18 protein-coding genes are annotated in these 14,323 nt (G+C 65.9%); 8 read left to right on the top strand and 10 right to left on the bottom strand.

Annotated features, from left to right (window positions below; all coding sequences use genetic code 11):
- Window positions 1-225 precede the first annotated feature (225 nt).
- Complete coding sequence (locus A5767_RS11315) at window positions 226-684, bottom strand: hypothetical protein (protein WP_064852342.1); 459 nt, start codon at window positions 682-684, stop codon at window positions 226-228.
- 37 nt (window positions 685-721) lie between these two features.
- The gene (locus tag A5767_RS11310; protein ID WP_064852341.1) at window positions 722-1,366 is read right to left on the bottom strand and encodes a ribonuclease H family protein; all 645 of its coding nucleotides are present in this window, start codon (window positions 1,364-1,366) and stop codon (window positions 722-724) included.
- 26 nt (window positions 1,367-1,392) lie between these two features.
- Between A5767_RS11310 and A5767_RS23720 the strand changes: the two genes are divergently transcribed.
- Both A5767_RS23720 and A5767_RS11305 read left to right on the top strand, forming a co-directional pair.
- Window positions 1,393-1,491: a DUF3387 domain-containing protein gene (locus A5767_RS23720; RefSeq protein ID WP_138844859.1), complete on the top strand. Its 99-nt coding sequence runs from the start codon at window positions 1,393-1,395 to the stop codon at window positions 1,489-1,491.
- Between the two features lie 127 nt (window positions 1,492-1,618).
- Window positions 1,619-2,392 (top strand): PASTA domain-containing protein, encoded by a 774-nt coding sequence (locus tag A5767_RS11305; protein ID WP_064852340.1) that lies wholly within the window; start codon window positions 1,619-1,621, stop codon window positions 2,390-2,392.
- Here the strand turns inward: A5767_RS11305 and A5767_RS11300 are convergent.
- Entirely contained in the window at window positions 2,389-2,613 is a 225-nt protein-coding gene (locus A5767_RS11300; RefSeq protein WP_064852339.1) for a hypothetical protein, read from the bottom strand. The two genes, A5767_RS11305 and A5767_RS11300, sit on opposite strands and share 4 nt — an antisense overlap.
- Before the next feature lie 1,009 nt (window positions 2,614-3,622).
- Here A5767_RS11300 and A5767_RS11295 point away from each other — a divergent pair.
- Window positions 3,623-4,237, top strand: coding sequence for a YdcF family protein (locus A5767_RS11295; RefSeq protein WP_024102311.1), 615 nt, complete (start codon window positions 3,623-3,625; stop codon window positions 4,235-4,237).
- 12 nt (window positions 4,238-4,249) lie between these two features.
- Here A5767_RS11295 and A5767_RS11290 read toward each other — a convergent pair whose 3' ends face one another.
- Complete coding sequence (locus tag A5767_RS11290; protein WP_231913173.1) at window positions 4,250-4,762, bottom strand: DinB family protein; 513 nt, start codon at window positions 4,760-4,762, stop codon at window positions 4,250-4,252.
- Between the two features lie 98 nt (window positions 4,763-4,860).
- Window positions 4,861-5,481 carry a class I SAM-dependent methyltransferase gene (locus A5767_RS11285; protein WP_006554698.1) on the bottom strand — a complete coding sequence of 207 codons (621 nt, stop codon included), beginning with the start codon at window positions 5,479-5,481 and terminating at the stop codon, window positions 4,861-4,863.
- Window positions 5,482-5,629: 148 nt separating this feature from the next.
- On the opposite strand from A5767_RS11285, the gene A5767_RS11280 reads away from it, so the two are divergent.
- From A5767_RS11280 to A5767_RS11270, 3 genes are all read left to right on the top strand, one after another.
- Window positions 5,630-6,106, top strand: a complete 477-nt coding sequence (locus tag A5767_RS11280) for a hypothetical protein (RefSeq protein ID WP_064852337.1) — start codon at window positions 5,630-5,632, stop codon at window positions 6,104-6,106.
- A gap of 2 nt (window positions 6,107-6,108) precedes the next feature.
- A complete protein-coding gene (locus tag A5767_RS11275; RefSeq protein ID WP_019288259.1) occupies window positions 6,109-6,306 on the top strand; it encodes a helix-turn-helix transcriptional regulator in 198 nt (65 codons plus the stop codon).
- Window positions 6,307-6,526: 220 nt separating this feature from the next.
- Entirely contained in the window at window positions 6,527-7,639 is a 1,113-nt protein-coding gene (locus tag A5767_RS11270; RefSeq protein WP_064852336.1) for an alpha/beta hydrolase, read from the top strand.
- A 35-nt stretch (window positions 7,640-7,674) separates the two neighbouring features.
- On the opposite strand, the gene A5767_RS11265 is transcribed toward A5767_RS11270, so the two are convergent.
- A complete protein-coding gene (locus tag A5767_RS11265) occupies window positions 7,675-8,235 on the bottom strand; it encodes a TetR/AcrR family transcriptional regulator (protein WP_064852335.1) in 561 nt (186 codons plus the stop codon).
- 160 nt (window positions 8,236-8,395) lie between these two features.
- Entirely contained in the window at window positions 8,396-9,010 is a 615-nt protein-coding gene (locus tag A5767_RS11260) for a dihydrofolate reductase family protein (RefSeq protein WP_033097447.1), read from the bottom strand.
- Window positions 9,011-9,141: 131 nt separating this feature from the next.
- Here A5767_RS11260 and A5767_RS11255 point away from each other — a divergent pair, with 131 nt between their 5' ends.
- The gene (locus tag A5767_RS11255) at window positions 9,142-9,558 is read left to right on the top strand and encodes a VOC family protein (RefSeq protein ID WP_064852334.1); all 417 of its coding nucleotides are present in this window, start codon (window positions 9,142-9,144) and stop codon (window positions 9,556-9,558) included.
- Here the strand turns inward: A5767_RS11255 and A5767_RS11250 are convergent.
- From A5767_RS11250 to A5767_RS11240, 3 genes are all read right to left on the bottom strand, one after another.
- On the bottom strand, window positions 9,540-11,033 hold the full coding sequence (locus A5767_RS11250) for an amino acid permease (protein ID WP_041803481.1): 1,494 nt from the start codon (window positions 11,031-11,033) through the stop codon (window positions 9,540-9,542). The genes A5767_RS11255 and A5767_RS11250 overlap by 19 nt on opposite strands.
- Complete coding sequence (locus A5767_RS11245) at window positions 11,026-12,279, bottom strand: Glu/Leu/Phe/Val dehydrogenase dimerization domain-containing protein (RefSeq protein ID WP_064852333.1); 1,254 nt, start codon at window positions 12,277-12,279, stop codon at window positions 11,026-11,028. Before A5767_RS11245 ends, A5767_RS11250 begins: the two co-directional genes overlap by 8 nt.
- Before the next feature lie 141 nt (window positions 12,280-12,420).
- Window positions 12,421-12,930 carry an Lrp/AsnC family transcriptional regulator gene (locus tag A5767_RS11240; protein ID WP_006554689.1) on the bottom strand — a complete coding sequence of 170 codons (510 nt, stop codon included), beginning with the start codon at window positions 12,928-12,930 and terminating at the stop codon, window positions 12,421-12,423.
- A 186-nt stretch (window positions 12,931-13,116) separates the two neighbouring features.
- On the opposite strand from A5767_RS11240, the gene hppD reads away from it, so the two are divergent.
- Window positions 13,117-14,322, top strand: a complete 1,206-nt coding sequence (gene hppD, locus A5767_RS11235; protein WP_064852332.1) for a 4-hydroxyphenylpyruvate dioxygenase — start codon at window positions 13,117-13,119, stop codon at window positions 14,320-14,322.
- Window position 14,323 lies beyond the last annotated feature (1 nt).

Below are 14,323 nucleotides of genomic sequence, written 5' to 3'. Positions count from 1 at the left end.
GTGGTCATAGGTGCGCGCTATTACGCGCTCTGCTGACCATTTCGCGCTCTGCTGCCCTCGGTCGAGGGCGGAGGATTGCGCCGTTGTGTGCAGATTGCCAGGGTAGATCTCACTCGTCCCACTGCCTATGTTGCTGTGCCCGAGCAAGCTTCTCGCGAGGTAGACAACCTGAAGATGAGGCTCATAACCCTGCTGGTCGACCATCTGGGTTGTGAGCCTCACCTTTCAGTTGTGAACCTCGCTCACGGGAGGGATGTCATCGCGATTGCGGGGTTTCTTCGCGACGGTCGTCGACGTCAGGAACTGGATTGCCGACGAGATCACCACCAACCCCAATCCCCAGCCGATCTGGACGCCGATCGTTTCTCCGAAGAACTCGGCAGTGTGCGACGAGACGTCCATGATGTCGTAGATCGCGATACCCAGGCAGATCACACTCGCGGCGGGTGCGACCCACCGAACAACGGTCCCGCCGGCCGACCCCCGGGAGAACAGTGTGAACATCGCGACGGCGGACAGTACGCCCAGGATCAAAGTGATCATGCCGTCCCCCTCGAGGCCGTTCTTGGTGAAGGCCATGAAGCTTGCCCAGGGGCCGATGCTGCCGAGCATGATGCCGACGCTTGCGGCGAGCGACGCGATCAGATGTGCGTTGTAGCGCTGGTCGAAATCTCGAGTACTCATTGGGTCTCCTATTTGCAATTCGTGGAACTTGTTCGGGTCAAGCGGTTTCGGGAAGCGGGTTCTTCAACGAAGCGACGATGTTGTTCGCGATCGTCGACGCCACCTCCGGCGAAACGTTCGCGTCGTGGCAGCGCCTCGCTGCGACCGCCAGCCGATCGGCGACCTCGTTGAGCGGGTGTCCGCTGTGCCCGCGCACCCACGAGAACTCGACGGTGCGACCCTTGATCCGATTCCGGATGCGCTCCACGACGTCCGCGATCTCGGGACGGCCTTTGTAGGTGCCCTCGATGCAGGCGAGGGCAAGCCGGCTGTCGGTGAGGATGTGCAGCTTGGGGTGCATGAAGCGAGCGACGGCCATCTCGATCGCGAGGAGTTCGCCTTCGAGGATCGAGCGGGCGTCGCAGGCCATCCGCATGTGATCTACACCGGCGTTCGATACGCAGCCGAGTCCGGTGCCGCGACGATTGCGGGCCTTCGATGCGTCGGTCGCGACCACCAGCGGCGGGCGCGCTTCGAGTGCCGCCTCGCGGCGTGCTTCGTCCGCTGCGAGCAGGGCCGCGACGTGTGCCCCGATGGTGTCGGATGCGCGAGTGAGAAGCACGCCGAACGGGCCGAAGGCCGTGTCGACGAACTGTGCGGCCGGGAACGACTCGGCGACGTCCTTCAAGGTGCGACGCAACACGCCGTCGGAGATGTGGACCCGGGCGGGTGAGGTCTGCGCCCGCCGGACCGCCGGACCGTCGCACCAGCGCTACCAAGCTCGTTATCGAGCAGATGGAGGCCATCGCACCCACCATGGCCGCATGACCTCCATCAACGGCCTCCCGTAACGACGAGGGGCGGTGCTCCGACACCAGTTCAGGAAGGCGCTCAGCGCGTGTGCGGTCGAGAAAGCAGCGGCACACGTGGCCTGGTGTCGGGTTGAAGGAGAAACATGAAGTTCGTCGTCCCCTACCTGCGAGTCGTAGCGGGGATGTTCGCCGCCATCACGCTGTGGCTGGCGATCGTGGAAATAGTCAACGGCAACTTTGCCGACGCGATCCTGTTCGTGGCATTCGCGGCCGGCCTGGGATATCTCGCGATCGGCAAGCCTCTGCGCGACCGTCGCAGGCGGATCAAGGCCGAGCAGGACGCGATCGCCGCACGCGCCGAAGTCGGTCACCGCGCGTTCCTCGCAGGGGATGTGCGGGCCGCGATGGCGCCGCCGCCCGAGCCGCCGAAGCCTCCGAGGATCCGGCGCGGGGTGGTCATCGCCGCTGCCGTCGCCGGACTGATCGTCCTTATGGGAATCATCGGTGACATCTCGGACGGGCTGGATTCACCCACGAAGGACGACGCGAGTACGACTCCTCGCGCTGCCGCACCGACGACCACCACGCCGTACACGACCTCGGCTGCCACCACCGCACGGACCGTCGCTCCGGAAACCACTCCCGCCACGAGAGTTTCCACCACGCAGGTCGCGGCTGTCGCGTCCACCGCGGTGATGCCGAACGTCGTGTGCATGGATCTCCAAACGGCACAGGATGTTATCCAGGCTGCGGGCGTGTTCTACTCCACGAGCGTCGACGCGACCGGTCAGGGACGCGCGCAGGTATGGGACAAGAACTGGGTCGTCGTCGACCAGACTCCTTCGGTGGGAGCATCGATCGGTGAAGGCGACCCAGTGCTGTCGGTTCTGAAAGAGGACGAGTTCAGCGGTTGTTAGGCCATCGGTTGCTCCGTGCGGGAGAGATCCTCGGTGGCGGTGTTCGACGGATGCCGGCCGCCCCTCGGGAATCCCACCGATCCCGGCCGTAGGGCCTCGACCCGCAGGCCCGCCATCGCGGCCTTCAGTCCGAGATCCTTGATAGTCGAGGCGATCCGACCGGAATAGGCCCGTTCCTTCGGGGTGTCGTCCCGCTCGCGGAACTGAACGACGCCGGTCACGTCGGCCCCTCCCGTAGACCCGTGCTCCGATCACAGCACTCCACCCGGGGTTCGCGCAACGAGGATGAATTCGATCGGGAACGAATCGGGCGCCCTGCGGGCGGCTGCCCTCGACCGATCGGAGACCCTTCGGGTCCCTGAGTCGTCGTCCCCTTCCCCAAGGCTGCCCGGTCGCCATGCCCCGATAGACCGTCTCGGCCAGCACGGATAGCCCCACGTCGCGGAGGACGTGCGGCTCGCACTGGACCCGGTCGTTCGTGTCGACCCGCACGATCGGGTGCTCCACCACCAGCTGTGGAGACGAGGGATACTGGTGCCCAGTCGGTTTCGAGACAGGGAACGACCCCGGCTCGCAGCGTCGGCGCGCTGACGTCGGACTGTGGGAGACGAGCGACGAGCTGCGTCGACGCGCCTCGGCTACCGGAACGGCCCTCGTGCGCGACGATGCAGGTGAAACGCCTCGAGCCCTCCGATCACGGTGGATCGGAGGGCTGGAAAGTCAGGACGTCGGGCGTGAACCCGGGGGAGCGGGTGTGCGGCGACCGGCGCGGACGAATGCGCTCGCGGCTCGTTGCTGGAATACGCCTCTCGAAGGCGTGTGGATAGACTCCACCCTACGGTGCATGACAGTCCCTATCTGTCTTGTGCCCAGACCCCGGTGAGGTGTTGGCGCACCTTCCGGGGTCGACCGGTTTTCAGGTCGGTGGAGGGATGGTCGCACGGGTGTGCGAAGTCGTCAACTCGAACACACGTTCTGTTTCTGTCTGTTCTGCAAGTACGGAAAGCGCAGTGATTCGTCCGAATGGCGCCTCTTGCAACGATTGTCGCGCTTGTTCATGAATAGACCAGTGGTTCGGATGTAAAACCGATTGTCAGCCGTCATCGAATCCGACGCGGCCTATGGTGATACTTCTTCGCGTCGAGCCCCAACTTCCCACACGTGCGCGTCGAGATGGCACAGTGCGGCACGGCCGATGTCCAGGAAGAAAGGGGGGCTCGCGTGGGAGCTGTGCGACGCACGGTGGTGGCGACCGCAGTCGCGGCCACAGCCGCGGTAGGTGTATCGACGGGGCAGGCAGCGGCGACTCCTGCAATCGACACCGTCGTGAACGGTGCACTGTCCGTCACCCCGCTGTGCCAGGGAACCATCGACGCGCTGATCATCGCGTGCACCGAGCTCGAGAAGCTGACACCGCACTTCCCGCTGATGCTCGACCTGAATCCGCGGGGTACGCATCTCGTCGTGCTCGGGGCCGGACTCACCGATGACGGCAAGATCCGGCCGGTGCTCGAAGAACGGCTCGAGGCAGCTCTCCGTGCAGCGCAACGCTATCCGGAATCTCCGATCGTCGTCACCGGTGGCGTGCCGCGCAACGGCGTCACCGAAGCGCAGGCCATGAAGGACTGGCTGGTCGTGCGAGGCATTCCGCCTGAACGCATCACCGAGGAATCGCAGTCGACCTCCACCGTCGAGAACGCACGCTTCACCAACGACGTTCTGCTCGAACGGCGAGCCACGGGCGCTGTGCTGGTGACGAACCGCGACCACCTCGAACGCGCGATGATCAACTTCCGGCAGGCGGTCGACGCGCGCATTCCGATCGCGGGCATCGTCCCAGCGTAAACGCAGGAAGTATCAGCCCGGCGTATTCGCCTTCCGCGTCAGTACCTGACTGATCTCCGAAACATTCTTCGCCAGTTCGAAGTTGACCCAGCCGGCGACTTCCCACAGGGGTGAGGGTTCGGGCATGAGTCCGACGATCGTCTTCTCGATGTCGGCAGTCTCGAGAAGGGCAGCCCATTCGGTGCGAAGAGCCCGGATGTGGTCGGTCGAGCCGGACCACTCGTAGGCGTCCGGCCCGACCGCAGTTCCCCCACTGCAGACCGCCACGGTGTTCGTCCACCACCACTCGATGTGCCAGAGCAGCCACGCGATCGTGGGCTCGGGGAGGGCCTCGGCCGTCTCGTCCGGCCAGTCGGCGACGAGACGCCCGTCGACCCGCCGGACGCCCACGCAGTTCGACGACGGTTCCCAGTGCACGGCAGCCTCGTCGATCCGCGGCAGCACGTGTTGTTCTGCGAAGAACCAGACCAGGTCGAGTTGCTTCAGCAGCGTGCGCGTGGCGAGTGGCAGGGTGTCCGAGGGCATGCATGCAATCATCGCGGACATAGTGGACATGTGCTCGATGTCGACACCGTGTATCTGTCCCCGGAAGTGTGCAAACGTTGCTGTGCAGTTGTCCGCCTTCACGCGGTCGGTGTCGCCACTCCCAGCGACAGCGCACCGAAGAACTTCGGCGTCTTCTCCTCGTAGAAGGTGTCGAGTTCGCGGATCTCGAACCCCGCACCGCGGACGAGGTCGGCGATTTGTCGTGTCAGATGGCAACCACCCGCGACGCGCTTCTGGATCGGTTCGAGCCGGTGCTGCCACCGCCGGACGTTCTCGTCCGGCGCGAGTCCGTGTTCGACGAAATGCAGGGTGCCGCCCGGTGCGAGGACACGACGTATCTCGCGCAGAGCCGCGTCGGCATCGGGGATGGTGCACAGCGTCCACGTCGACAGTGCGCTGTCGAAGGTGTTGTCCTCGAACGGGAGTGACTGACCGTCCAGGCCGGATCGTTCGATGCGCACGGGGGAGTCGTCGATGCGCGAACGTGCGAGCTTCCATCCGAGGTCCGCGGGTTCGACGGCGCTGACCGACTCGACGGTGGTGGGGTAGTAGGGAACGTTGAGGCCGGATCCGAATCCGATCTCGACGACGCGGCCGCTCAGGCCGGCGCACACTCGTTTCCGGTTCGCTTCGGTGAACGACGGTGCACAGGCGATGTTCACCAGTCGCGGTACGACGTGATCGTTGTAGAGGCTCATGGCAGTCCCTTCGCCTGGTGGCGTGTCGATCTGCTCGATCCATCATGACACCTGCCCGGCCGAACGGAACCCCTCGTTTCTGTCGCACCGAACGGACTGTTAAGTTACCTTTACATGTAAAGTGTGCTTTACGGCGAAAGGGGAAACGATGGACAGCGGGGGTGCCGGATCGGTGGTCGGGCGAAGCAAATGGGGCAAGGTGCGGGTGGGTTCGCGGTGGATCGGCGCGGTACCGCCGGCGATCGCCCTCGGAATCCTGGCCACAGCCGTTCTGGCAGCGGTGGTAGCTGCTCTGGGGCTGGTGCCCGGCTATCCCGTGGCCGCCGGCGTGGCGGTCGCGCTGGCGACCGCACCCTCACTGTCGGCCCTGTCGTGGGTGCTCCTCGTGGATCGGTCGACCCTCGAAGGCGCCACGGACCGGCCCGAGGATTCGGTCGAGTCGTCCTGGTACGAGAAAGCCGCCTCGGGCGCTCTCACCGACATCCTTCTCGTCACGGGCCTGGGGTGCACCGCTCTGGCGTTCGCTCCGATCGAGGTCGAGGGCCTGCACGCGCTGATGGCGGTCATTCTCGTGGCTTTCGCGTCGTTCGGTGTGCGCTACGCCGTGCAGCGTCGGAAGGGCTGAGGGTGCGGAATTCGCTGGCGGCCCTGCGCGCGGAGAACGGATGGTCGCAGCAGAGGCTCGCCGACGAACTCGGGGTATCGCGCCAGACGATCATCTCGATCGAGAAAGGGCGATTCGACCCGTCCCTTCCGTTGGCGTTCCGCATCGCGCACCTGTTCGGACGTCGAATCGAGGACATATTCCTACCCGGCGAGGGATAAGCGAAGGGGCCGAGCGGATTCCCCGACAGAACCCGCTCGGCCACTTGCCGATCACTCGAGCGTACTACCGGCGTCAACGGTGAGTGTGAGTCCGGTGATGTCGTCGACGTACACCTCGCCCTCCCTTCTTGACCGGCATCCAAGAAGCCTTTACCGTAATCGTCACGCCTTCTTGAATGGCGTCCAAGAAATGTGGTGGTGAAGCGGGAGGGTGCTAGTCATGAACATCGGTGAGTCTGCCGATCGGCGCGAGGTGGTAGCGGTGCAGCGGCGCGAGGTCTCGTTCGTCTCCGGCCAGGACGAGTGCGCGGCATGGCTGTACACCGCACCCGACCTGAACGGTCCGCGCCCGATGGTGATCATGGGGCACGGGCTCGGAGCGGTGCGGGAGATGCGCCTGGATGCCTACGCGGAACGGTTCGCCGCCGCAGGGTGGTCGGTGCTGGTGTTCGACTACCGTCACCTCGGGGCCAGCGGCGGAGCGCCGCGCCAGATCCTCGACATCGGCCGGCAACGCGCCGACTGGCATGCCGCTCTGGCCTTCGCGCGCACACTTCCTGAGGTCGACGTCAACCGGATCGCCTTGTGGGGCAGTTCGTTCGGCGGAGGTCATGTCCTTCGAGTCGCCTCCGAGGACACCCGTATCGCGGCAGTCGTGGCGCAGTGCCCCTTCACCGACGGTCCGGCGGCGTTGCGCGCGCGGATACGAACCGGCCCGCTGAGCGTGGTGGCACTGACAGTGGCAGGCATTCTCGACACGGTCGGGTCGTGGTTCGGCGCGAAGCCGATCCTGTTGCCGATGGCGGGGACGTCCTGGATGCCCGCGTTCGTGGCCTCACCCGACGCCCTCGCCGGCGCTTCCGCACTCCTGCCCGCGGGGACCCGGCTCTCGCGGCGCACCAGCGCGGTGTTGAAACGACTTCCGTCGGTGCGGGCTCAGCTGTCGAAGAACATCGAGCCGACGGAGATCGACGGTGGGGAAGAACCCGAGACCGGGGTCGGCCGCGACAGCGTCTGGGGTGTACTGCGCGGTCCGAACGGCGAATTCGAGGCGGCCAACGCCCTCGCTGCCCGGCTGGCGCTGCGTCTTCCGCTCGATCGACCCGGTCGTGCGCTGGCCCGCTTCAGCATTCCGACGTTGCTGTGTGTCTGCGACAACGACGCGGCCGCGCCCGCGAAGACCACGAAGCGTCACGCACAGGGTCTGGCGCACGTACAGGTTCAGAGCTACGTGTGTGACCACTTCGACATCTACGTCGGTGACCACTTCGAACGCGCCGTGCGTGACCAACTCTATTTCCTGGAAAGGCAATTCGACCGCACCGCACGGTAGGTCGCTCCGCGTTCGTGGACGCGCAGATCAGGTGCTCAGCCGGTGGCTGCGGCACGACTGCGAGCGCTGTTGAGCAACGTCTCGATCACCGCGCGCCGCTGAGCCTGATCCGTCGGGTGCATCAGCAAGCCCTCGACCACGAAAACGCCGATCGCCACCAGCGGATCGACTTCGTCAGCGGGCACGCCGAGTTCGATCAGCTCTGCCCGGAACAATCCTTCGGCCAGTGTGTGGAACTGCTGGTGCCATTGCTGAACGGACGCGGACTTCTCGGCACGTGTGTGCACCGTGCTCACCAACCGACCCAGCTGCTCCAATTCTTCGACCAACCACAAGAGTCGATCGGCCAGGCCCGAGCCCAGTATCTCGCTGTAGGAGGCCATCGAGTCGGCCAGAACCGCATCCAGGACCGCGATCAATATCGAGTCCTTGTCCTGGAAGTACCAGTACAGCGTGTTCGACACGACTCCGGCGTCACGGGCGATCCGCGTCATCGATGCCGCGTCGTATCCTTCCTCGACGAACAACCGCCGGGCGGCTACCACGATCTCTGCGCGTTTCTCTTCCCGATCCTGCGGACGTCTGTTGCGGGGCATCTCCAGTCCTGACCTAGTTCCCGCCCCGATGCTATCTTGACCGGCCCCCAAGAGCGGGCCCCGGCCGACCGTTCCGGAACGAGGTCCGTAGCCGTCTCGAACAGATGATGAGGCAGGCGAGCCAGAGCAGCTCTCGATACAGACCGGCTCGTACTTCGGGTCACTCGACTTCGGCGAGTCCGTACTCGGGTCGTCCGGCAGGCCGATACACGGTGATGACGACACCGGTCGAGGTGGTGCGCGATTCGACGAGATCGAACTTCGTGTCGCGACCCCCGACGGGGAACAGCCGCCGCCCCTGACCGAGGACGACCGGGAACGTGATGAGGCGGTACTCGTCGACGAGACCGTGTTCGAAGAGGGTGTGGACCAGACGGATGCTGCCGTGCACCTGCAGTTCCCGTCCCGGCTGCTTCTTCAGTTCCGCGACCGCGGTGGGCACGTCGCCCTCGAGGACCGTCGTGTTCTGCCACTCGGGGGCGGTGAGCGTCGTGGAGGCGACGTACTTCGGGAGGGTGTTGAGTGCACGGGCGACCGGATCGTCGGGATCGGTCGAGTTCGGCCACGACGCAGCGAAGACGTCGTAGGTGTTCCGGCCCAGCAGGAATGCGTCGACCTTCGAGAACACCTCGTCGATGAACTTGCCGGTGTCCTCGTCGAACAGCGGCACCACCCAACCGCCGCGGTCGAAGCCGTCGCTGCGGTCCTCGTCGGGGCCACCCGGTCCCTGGGCCACACCGTCGGCCGATACGAAGGTCGTCACCGTGAGCTTCATCGTCGTCCCCTTTCGAAGGTTGTCGCCGAGTACAGACCCGGGAAGCGCGGAGAACTCATCGCTTGCATCCCTCCGGCGCGGAAGGTATCTCTGGACGCAGCGTCGCGTGTCGATGACGGACTGCGTCAGGCATGGAGGCGCGGGACCACAAGGAGTTCTCCTTGAGTATTGCGTTCGACCACACCATCGTCGCGGCCGACGACAAGCAGCATTCGGCCTACTTCCTCACCACCCTGTTCGGGCTGCCCGATCCGGTGCCCACCGGGCACTTCCTCGCTGTCGAACTCGCCAACGGCGTCACCCTCGATTTCGCCGAACCGCCACCGGATGTGGAGTATCCGCCGCAGCACTACGCATTCCTGGTGTCGGAGGAGGAGTTCGACGAGATCTACGCCCGGATCCTCGAGCAGAAGATCGAACACTGGGCCGATCCCCGGCAGTCGGCGCACGGCATCAACAGAAACGACGGGGGTCGAGGAACCTACTTCCTCGACCCCGCCGGTCACTTCATGGAGATAATCACGCGTCCCTACGGTTGGCGCTCCTGAACCGTCTCGACCCGAGCCGTCCCGGCCGCAGCGCGTCGCCGTGCCAGCACCGTGCAGGTACCGGCGATCGCTGCGGTCAACGCGCCGGTCGCGAGCAGCTGCGTGCGGGCAGCGGTGTCGAACAGGGCGAGCACCGCGATGCCGGCCAGCAGACCGAGCGTCGCGTACGAAAGGTACGGGAAGCCCCACATCTTCAGCGGCAGTGCATCCTCGGTGCCGTTGCGGCGTGCGCGACGACGGAGCACGAGGTGCGAGACCGCGACGAACGTCCACAGCACCAGGATCGTGGAGCCGACGGCGTTGAGCAGCAGCGGCAGCACCCGGTCGGGGTAGAGATAGTTCAGTCCGACCGTGACGAAGCCGAACGCCACCGAGGCGAGCACCGCATTGCGGGGAACGCCGTTGGACGACAGCCGCCCGAAGACGGGGTGCGCCGATCCGCGGTGCGACAGCGAGAAGATCATCCGGGAAGCGCTGAACAGCATCGCGTTGAGCGACGAGAGCAGCGCGACCACGACGATCACGGTCATCACCGCGGCGGCGCCCGGGACGGCCCCGGCCTGCAGCACGGCGACGAACGGACCGGTCGCGAGATCCTCGGAGGTCCACGGCAGGATCGTCACCATCACGAGCACCGACCCGATGTAGAACACGAGGATGCGCCACACCAGGGTGCGCACCGCGCGGCCCACGTTGCGACGGGGATCGGCGGTCTCCGCGGCGGCGATCGCGATGATCTCGGTGCCACCGAACGCGAAGACCACGATGAGCAGGCCGGCGGCAATACCGGCGATACCGGTGGGGGCGAACCCGCCGTGCGCCGTGAGGTTGGAGAAGCCGGTCGTCTCGAAGGTGGGCATCCACCCGGCGATCATCGCGATGCCGATCACCAGGAAGCCGACGATCGCGACGATCTTGATTGCGGCGAACCAGAATTCGACCTCACCGAAGCGGCGGACGCCGACCAGGTTCACGCCCGTCAGCACGACCATGTAGAACAGCGCGGACGCCCACTGGGGGATGCCGGGCAGCGCCACCGCGGTGATCGCGGCGGCGCCGGTGGCCTCCGCGGCGATCACGATGATGACCTGCACCCAGTACAACCACCCGATGGTCCGTCCCGCGACAGGGCCCAGCGCGTTCTCGGTGTGCTCGGAGAACGCACCGCTGGCGGGGTTGGCCGCGGCCATCTCGCCCATCATGCGCATCACGAACACGACGAGAACGGCCGCCACCAGGAACGAGATCAGGATCGCCGGGCCGGCGACGGCGATACCCGCCCCCGACCCGACGAACAGGCCGGCCCCGATGGCGCCACCGAGGCTCATCATGACGAGCTGGCGGGGCCGCATGGCACGATGCAGGCCGGCGGTGCTCTGGGCGCCGGTCGTCGTCCCGGCGGTGCTCTGGGCGCCGGTCGTCGTCCCGGCGGTGCCCTGGGCGCCGGTCGTCGCCGTGGCCAGGGTGTCAGTCATCAATGCGCTCCCCGGCCGGGACCAGCTGGTCCAGTGCGATCTCGAAGGCGGTCGCGGCGAGCCCGGTGAGCTCGGTCGACCGATCGTGGCAGCGGCGCAGGGCCGTCTCGATGGTGGTGGACACATCGCCGAAGATCGCGGCGTCGGAGACCTCCACGTCGCCCTCCATGAGCTGGGCGAAGGCCCGGGCCATACCGCAGTTGGCGATGAAGTCGGGGATCACGGCGACGGACTTGTCGGCGTGCTCGTAGGTGGGGCCGTAGAAGATCTCGTCGTCGGCGAACGGAACGTTGGCGCCGGAAGCGATCGACTCGAGTCCCGCGGCGACCATGCGGTCGACCTGCTCGCGGGTGACGAGGCGGCTCGCGGCGCAGGGGAGGAAGATCTCGGCTCCGAGATCCCAGATGCGGGCGTTCACCTCGTCGAAGGGGATCATGCGGTCGCTGCGCAGGGCGTTACCGTCGCGCTCGAGCAGCAGGGTGCGGACCTCGTCGAAGGGGAGACCCTCGGGTGCGAGGATGCCGCCGTCGCGGTCGATGATGCCCACGATCGAGGCGCCGGCCTGGGCGAGATAGTAGGCAGCAGCGGCGCCGACGTTGCCCCAGCCCTGCACCACGACGCGTTTGCCGGTGAGGTCGGTGCCCCGATAGACGAGCTGGTGGTGACGGACCGACTCGGCGACGCCGTAGCCGGTGATCAGATCGGCGACAGTGTATTTCGTGCTGGTTGCAGGGGTGAACCGCGCGTCCTCGACGACCTTCGCGACGCCGAGTCGCAGCTGGCCCACCCGCTGGATGCGCTGGCGCTCGTCCTTGCCGAAGTGTCCGTTGACGACACCTTCCTGCGGGTGCCACAAGCCGTTGGACTCGGTGAGGGGAACGACCTCGTTCATCTCGTCGACGTTGAGGTCGCCGCCGGTGCCGTAGTAGGCACGCAGCAGGGGAGTGACGGCCGCGAACCAGCGGCGCAGCACGCCTTCCTTGCGAGGGTCGGACGGATCGAAATCGATGCCGGACTTGGCACCGCCGATCGCAGGTCCGGAGACGGTGAACTTGATCTCCATGGTCTTCGCCAGCGACTCGACCTCGCGCCGGTCGAGGCCGCGGCGCATGCGGGTGCCGCCGCCGGCCGCGCCGCCCCGCAGCGAGTTGATGACGACCCAGCCCCGGGCGGTGGTCTCGGTGTCGTGCCACTCGAAGACGATCTCGGGGGCTTTTTCTTCGAATCGCGTCAGCAGGTTCTTCATGGCGAAAGACTGTGACGTCAGTAACAAATGCTGCGCAACTGTGCTTCATCGAACTGTGCAGCGTGCGGAGGGTCCGGATGCCCGAAGCGCTTTTTTCTGTGCAATCCGGCTAGTCGGAGACGGATTGTGGACGTGGTCGGTTCAGCGGCGGTAGGCCGGTGCCTTCGCGGATCGTTCCGGCTCGAGGGTGCGCAGCAGCGGCATCGCCCGGTAGTGCACCACTTCCGACAGCACCATCACACTCGTGGACCGCGCGACGATCGAGGAGCGGTTCAGCTCGATGAGGGTCTGCTGGAGACCGAGGTGTGATTCGGCTCCGATGCGGCACAGGACGTCGCCCGCGCCGGTGGTGGCGAACGCCTCGAGGACACCGGGGATGCCTTCGAGGACCTCGGTGACGTCTTCGAGCGCGCCCTGCACGATCTCCATCGTCACGAACGCCTGCACTTCGAAACCTGCTGCGGCGAGGTTGATCCGGGGTTCGTAGCCGGCGATGACCCCGGTGTCCTCGAGGCGTCGCAGGCGGGCCGAGACGGTGGCGCGCGCGACCTTCAATCGACGGGACAACTCGAGCGCGCCGATCTTCGGGTCGGCGTGCAGGGCCTCGAGGAGGGCGAAATCCAATTCGTCCAGCTGCACAGGCTCGCGCATCGCGGTTCCTTCCCATCGAGCGCCGAAAACTAGTCCGATTGTATAGGTGAGTGTGCAGATTCCGGCGAATTCCAGTCAGTCGGGCCAGTTGCCGAAGGCGACGTTGCGTCGAACCGACGGGTGGGTTTCTCCTGGTGACACACGACACAACGACTGTGCCGCAGTGAGCGGCAGGAGGTTGCAGCGATGACTCTGGAATACATCCTGACCGACAGCGAACGACTCGCTCAACTCGACGCCGAGGAACTCCGGCGCCTGGTCGGTCTCGTGGAGTACGACAGCGAACGGGATCCCTTCCCCGTCAGCGGCTGGGACGCCGTGGTGTGGGTGGTCGGAAACGCCACGCAGACGGCGCACTACTACCAGTCCGCCTACGGCATGGAACTCATCGCCTATTCCGGACCCACCACCGGCAACCGCGACCATCACGCCTACGTACTGCGCAGCGGCGCCGTGCGATTCGTGATCAAGGGTGCGGTGGATCCGGACAGCCCGCTGATCGAGCACCACCGCCTCCACGGTGACGGCGTCGTCGACATCGCGCTCCAGGTTCCGGACGTCGACAAGTGCATCGAGCACGCCCGCAAGCAGGGGGCGACCGTTCTCGAGGAACCCTACGAGATCAGCGACGAGAACGGCACCGTCCGCATCGGCGCCATCGCGACCTACGGCGACACGCGGCACACACTCGTCGACCGGTCGCGCTACAACGGCCCGTACCTGCCCGGCTACATCGAGCGCACCTCGACCTACCGCAAGCGCGAGGGTGCACCCAAGCGCATCTTCCAGGCGCTCGACCACGTCGTCGGCAACGTCGAACTCGGACGCATGGACGAGTGGGTCGACTTCTACAACCGCGTCATGGGTTTCACGAACATGGCGGAGTTCATCGGCGACGACATCGCCACCGACTACTCGGCGCTCATGAGCAAGGTGGTGTGCAACGGCAACCACCGCGTGAAGTTCCCGCTCAACGAGCCCGCTATCGCGAAGAAGCGTTCGCAGATCGACGAGTACCTCGACTTCTACCGCGGGCCGGGTGCACAGCACCTCGCGCTGGCCACCAACGACATCCTCACGGCGGTCGACCAGTTGCGCGAGGAGGGTGTCGAGTTCCTCGCGACTCCCGATGCGTACTACGACGATCCGGAGCTGCGCGCCCGTATCGGTGAGGTCCGGGTGCCGATCGAGGAGCTGAAGAAGCGGGGCATCCTGGTCGACCGCGACGAGGACGGCTACCTGCTGCAGATCTTCACCAAGCCCGTCGGCGACCGCCCGACCGTGTTCTTCGAGCTGATCGAGCGCCACGGCTCGCTCGGCTTCGGCAAGGGCAACTTCAAGGCGCTGTTCGAGGCGATCGAGCGGGAGCAGGCCGCGCGCGGCAATTTCTGAG

It is taken from the genome of Rhodococcus sp. 852002-51564_SCH6189132-a (genome assembly GCF_001665495.1).
Taxonomy (GTDB): domain Bacteria; phylum Actinomycetota; class Actinomycetes; order Mycobacteriales; family Mycobacteriaceae; genus Rhodococcus; species Rhodococcus pyridinivorans.
The sequence above is the reverse complement of the archived record's forward strand: the minus strand, read 5'-3'. Positions and strand labels throughout refer to the sequence as shown.

Bases quoted from the DNA above. Each gene is read 5' to 3' on its own strand.
- A5767_RS11315 (WP_064852342.1), bottom strand. From the start codon at position 684: ATGAGTACTCGAGATTTCGACCAGCGCTACAACGCACATCTGATCGCG.
- A5767_RS11305 (WP_064852340.1), top strand. From the start codon at position 1,619: ATGAAGTTCGTCGTCCCCTACCTGCGAGTCGTAGCGGGGATGTTCGCC.
- A5767_RS11290 (WP_231913173.1), bottom strand. From the start codon at position 4,762: ATGCCCTCGGACACCCTGCCACTCGCCACGCGCACGCTGCTGAAGCAA.
- A5767_RS11285 (WP_006554698.1), bottom strand. From the start codon at position 5,481: ATGAGCCTCTACAACGATCACGTCGTACCGCGACTGGTGAACATCGCC.
- A5767_RS11280 (WP_064852337.1), top strand. From the start codon at position 5,630: ATGGACAGCGGGGGTGCCGGATCGGTGGTCGGGCGAAGCAAATGGGGC.
- A5767_RS11270 (WP_064852336.1), top strand. From the start codon at position 6,527: ATGAACATCGGTGAGTCTGCCGATCGGCGCGAGGTGGTAGCGGTGCAG.
- A5767_RS11265 (WP_064852335.1), bottom strand. From the start codon at position 8,235: ATGCCCCGCAACAGACGTCCGCAGGATCGGGAAGAGAAACGCGCAGAG.
- A5767_RS11260 (WP_033097447.1), bottom strand. From the start codon at position 9,010: ATGAAGCTCACGGTGACGACCTTCGTATCGGCCGACGGTGTGGCCCAG.
- A5767_RS11255 (WP_064852334.1), top strand. From the start codon at position 9,142: ATGGAGGCGCGGGACCACAAGGAGTTCTCCTTGAGTATTGCGTTCGAC.
- A5767_RS11250 (WP_041803481.1), bottom strand. From the start codon at position 11,033: ATGACTGACACCCTGGCCACGGCGACGACCGGCGCCCAGGGCACCGCC.
- A5767_RS11245 (WP_064852333.1), bottom strand. From the start codon at position 12,279: ATGAAGAACCTGCTGACGCGATTCGAAGAAAAAGCCCCCGAGATCGTC.
- A5767_RS11240 (WP_006554689.1), bottom strand. From the start codon at position 12,930: ATGCGCGAGCCTGTGCAGCTGGACGAATTGGATTTCGCCCTCCTCGAG.
- hppD (WP_064852332.1), top strand. From the start codon at position 13,117: ATGACTCTGGAATACATCCTGACCGACAGCGAACGACTCGCTCAACTC.